This is a genomic window from Roseateles sp. P5_B10, from assembly GCF_056400485.1.
In genome coordinates this window covers 1-3878 of the sequence record NZ_JBFULE010000503.1, presented here as the reverse complement: position 1 = coordinate 3878, position 3878 = coordinate 1, and the positions used below count along the sequence as shown (strand labels likewise).

Genomic DNA, 3878 nt, shown 5'->3' with positions numbered 1-3878 from the left:
GTACCTGCAGGACGACCCCAGGTTCTACTTCAGCAAGGCGGAGGACCTGCTCAATGGCTACCGCGACCTGCAGAAGAAGATCAACGGCCTGACGCCCAAGCTCTTCGACATCCAACCCAAGGCCGACTACGAGGTCAAGGAAGTCGAGGCCTTCCGCGCCGAGAGCGCCGCCGGCGCTTCCTACCAGAACGGCACGACCGACGGCTCGCGGCCGGGCGTGTTCTACGTCAACACCTTCAACCTGAAGGCCCAGCCCATCTTCGGCATGGAGACCCTGTCCCTGCACGAAGCCTCGCCCGGCCACCATTTCCAGATCTCCATCGCGCAGGAAGACGCGACGCTGCCGGCCTTCCGCCGCTTCGGCAGCAACTACACGGCTTATGTGGAAGGCTGGGCGCTGTATTCGGAGAGCTTGGGCAAGGAGCTGGGCCTCTTCACCGACCCCTATCAGTGGTACGGCCGTCTGTCGGACGAGCAACTGCGCGCCATGCGCCTGGTGGTGGACACCGGCCTGCATGCCAAGGGCTGGACGCGGGAGCGAGCCATTCGGTTCATGCTCGACAACTCCTCCATGGCCGAGAGCGATGTCGTCTCCGAAGTCGAGCGCTACATCGTCTGGCCCGGCCAGGCGCTGGGCTACAAGATCGGCCAGCTGGAGATCACCAAGCTGCGTGCCGAGGCGACCCAGGCGCTGGGCCCGAAGTTCGACGTCAAGGGCTTCCATCGCGTCGTGCTGACCGCCGGCCAGGTGCCGCTGCCGGTGCTGCGCGAGTTGGTCATGGAGTGGGTCGCCAAGCAGCGCTGAGCGCGGCGGCGGATCTCCGCCAGCGGCRGCTGCGCGGCGTCATGCTCGGCGGAAATCCGCCGAAGYGACGGGGCGTGCATCGCGCGCCACCCTGGCGCACGGCCACGCACGGTCTTGGCACGCAAGCTGCTCATCCTGGGGCACACAACCCAGGAGACAAGCCCCATGTCAGCGATCTATCCCCCGGCTTCGGCCGCTGTGGCGGCAGCGCCCGACCGCATCGAGTTCAGCCGCCTGAAGGCCATCCTCGTCGGCTCCCTCGGCAACCTCGTCGAGTGGTACGACTTCTACTGCTACGCGGCCTTCTCGCTCTACTTCTCGTCGTCCTTCTTCCCATCATCCGATCCGGTGGCCCAGTCGATGTCGACGGCGGCCATCTTCGCTTTGGGCTTCTTCATCYGGCCCGTCGGCGGCCTGCTGTTCGGCTACCTCGGCGACCGCCATGGCCGGCGCCTGGCGCTGATGGCCTCGGTGCTGCTGATGTGCGGCGGCTCGCTGCTGATCGCCTGCTCGCCCACCTATGCCGCCGTCGGCGTCTGGGCACCAGCCATCCTGCTGTTCGCGCGCCTGCTGCAGGGCCTGAGCCTGGGTGGCGAGTACGGCTCCAGCGCCACCTATCTGTCGGAGATGGCGACGTCCAAGCACCGCGGCTTCTATGCCAGCTTCCAGTACGTGACGCTGATTGGCGGCCAGCTGACGGCGCTCGTCGTGCTGCTGGTGCTGCAGAACTTCGTGCTCGACGCCGCCCAGCTCAAGGCCTGGGGCTGGCGCATCCCCTTCTTCATCGGCGCGCTGCTGGCCATCGTCGCGCTGATCATGCGGTCCGACCTGCCCGAGACCCAGGCCTTCCAGGCTGAGAAGAAGCGCAACAAGGACCGCATGGGTGGCTTCAAGCTGCTGCTGCAGCACCCGCGCGAATGCCTCATCGTCATCGGCCTGACCATGGGCGGCACGCTGGCCTTCTACGTCTACACGACCTATATGCAGAAGTTCCTGAAGCTGTCGGTGGGCCTCACCGACGCGCAGACCACGGCCGTGTCCGCCGCCAGCCTGGTGTTCGCGGCCCTGCTGCAGCCAATCTACGGCGCGCTGTCGGACCGCATCGGCCGCAAGCCGCTGCTGCTGGGCTTTGCGGTGCTGGGCACGATCTTCACGGTGCCGCTGCTGACGGCGCTGCGCCACGCCCAGGGGCCGTGGGAAGCCTTTGGCCTGATCGCGTGTGCCTGGCTCATCGTCAGCGGCTACACCTCCATCAACGCGGTCGTGAAGGCCGAGCTCTTCCCCGCTTCCATCCGCGCCACCGGTGTCGGCGTGCCCTATGCCATCGCCGTGTCGGTCTTCGGCGGCACCGCCGAGTACATCGCACTGTGGTTCAAGCAGCAGGGCATGGAGAGCGGCTTCTATTGGTACGCTACCGCGGTGATCGCCTGCTCGCTGCTCGTCTATCTGTTGATGCGTGACACGCGCCAACACTCAAGGATCGATGCCGAAGCTGCCCACCACTGACGCAAACAAGCCGGCCCGCTGGCGACGCAGTCTCGGGCTGTTGTTGCTGGTGGTGCTGGGCGGCGCAGCGGTCGCGTACGCGGCCTGGCGGCTGTCGCTGGACCTGGCGCTGGCCCAGACCCGTGACGACGCGCAGCGCCATCTGCGCTTTGTCGCGCACGAGCTGACCGGCGCGCTGGACAAGTACGAGGTCGTGCCGCAGGTGCTGGCGCGCCATCCGGCGCTGGCCGGGTTGCTGGCCGTGCCGTCATCCCAGGCACGCGCGGCGGAAGTCAACGTGTTGCTCGAAGGCGTTGCGCAAGACGCCTCCGCAGCGGCCATCTTCCTGATCGACGCGCAGGGCCTGACGCTGGCCGCCAGCAACTGGCGTGAGCCGCAGACCTTTGTCGGCCAGAACTACGCCTACCGRCCTTACTTCCGCGACGCGATGGCGCAGGGCGGCGGCCACTTCTATGCGCGCGGCTCGACGACCGGCACGCCGGGCTACTTCATCGCCCACCGGCTGTCCGGCCCCACGGCGGGCGTCGTCGTGCTGAAGGTGTCGCTCGACGAGATGGAGGCCAACTGGGCGCGCAGCGCTGGCGAGCTGATGCTGGCCGATGCGCGCGGCGTGGTTTTCCTGGCCAGCCGGCCGGAATGGAAGTACCGCACGCTGCAGCCGCTGTCCGATGCCACGCGCAAAGAGCTGCACGACACGCAGCAATACGGCGACCTGCCGCTGCCTGCGCTGGGGCGCGAGCCCTCACGCGCGGCGACCGAACTGCGCATCGAGCGCATCGCCACGGCGGCTGCCAAGCTGCGCGCCCTCGTCACCGAGCAGCCGGTGCAGGGGCGCGGCTGGACGCTGCTGTCTTTCACCGAGATCCGCGGTGCGGAGCAGATCGCCGCCGGCCGTGCCTGGGCTGCCGCCTTGGGCTGGGTATCGCTGTTGCTGACCTTGGCCTACCTGCAGCTGCGCCGCCGCCGCGCCCGTGAGCGCCTGGCCGCCCAGGGCGCACTGCGTGCCGCCTACGACAGCCTGGAGACGCGCATCGCCGAGCGCACACGCGAGCTGCAGGCGCGCGTGGACGAACTTCATCGCACCGAGCTGACGCTGCGCGCCACGCAGGACGACCTCGTGCAGGCCGGCAAGCTCGCCGTGCTGGGCCAGATGGCCGCCAGCATCACGCACGAGATCAACCAGCCGCTGGCGGCGCTGCGGGCGCTGAACGACAACGCCCGCGTCTTCCTCGAACGCGGCATGCAGGCCGACGCCGAGACCAATCTGCAGTCCATAGACAGCCTGACCCAGCGCATCGCTGCCATCGTTGGCCAGCTCAAGGGCTTTGCGCGGCGCGACGAGCTGCGCGTGCAGCCAGTGGTGGTGGCGGAAGCCTTTCAGGCCGCGGTGGCCCTGGTGAGCGCTGAAGCGCGCCGCCAGCGCGTCAGGCTCGATTGCCTGCCCGTGCCCGAAGGCCTGGCCGTGCTGGGCCAGCAGGTGCGCATCGAGCAGGTGCTCGTCAACCTGCTGCGCAACGGCATCGACGCCAGCGCCGAGAAGGGCGGCGGCACGGTAACGCTGCAGGCC

The 3878-nt window shown here is 68.3% G+C and carries 3 protein-coding genes; all 3 read left to right on the top strand.

All coding sequences use genetic code 11. The annotated features are described in order from the left end of the window. The coding region (locus AC1DU6_RS22770) for a DUF885 domain-containing protein (RefSeq protein ID WP_477859789.1) at positions 1-805 on the top strand (805 nt) is incomplete at its 5' end. Between the two features lie 165 nt (positions 806-970). Continuing rightward, on the top strand, positions 971-2311 hold the full coding sequence (locus AC1DU6_RS22765; protein WP_477859787.1) for an MFS transporter: 1341 nt from the start codon (positions 971-973) through the stop codon (positions 2309-2311). Beyond that, a partial coding sequence (locus tag AC1DU6_RS22760) for a histidine kinase dimerization/phospho-acceptor domain-containing protein (protein WP_477859786.1) occupies positions 2289-3878 on the top strand: 1590 nt, incomplete at its 3' end. The genes AC1DU6_RS22765 and AC1DU6_RS22760, both read left to right, overlap by 23 nt.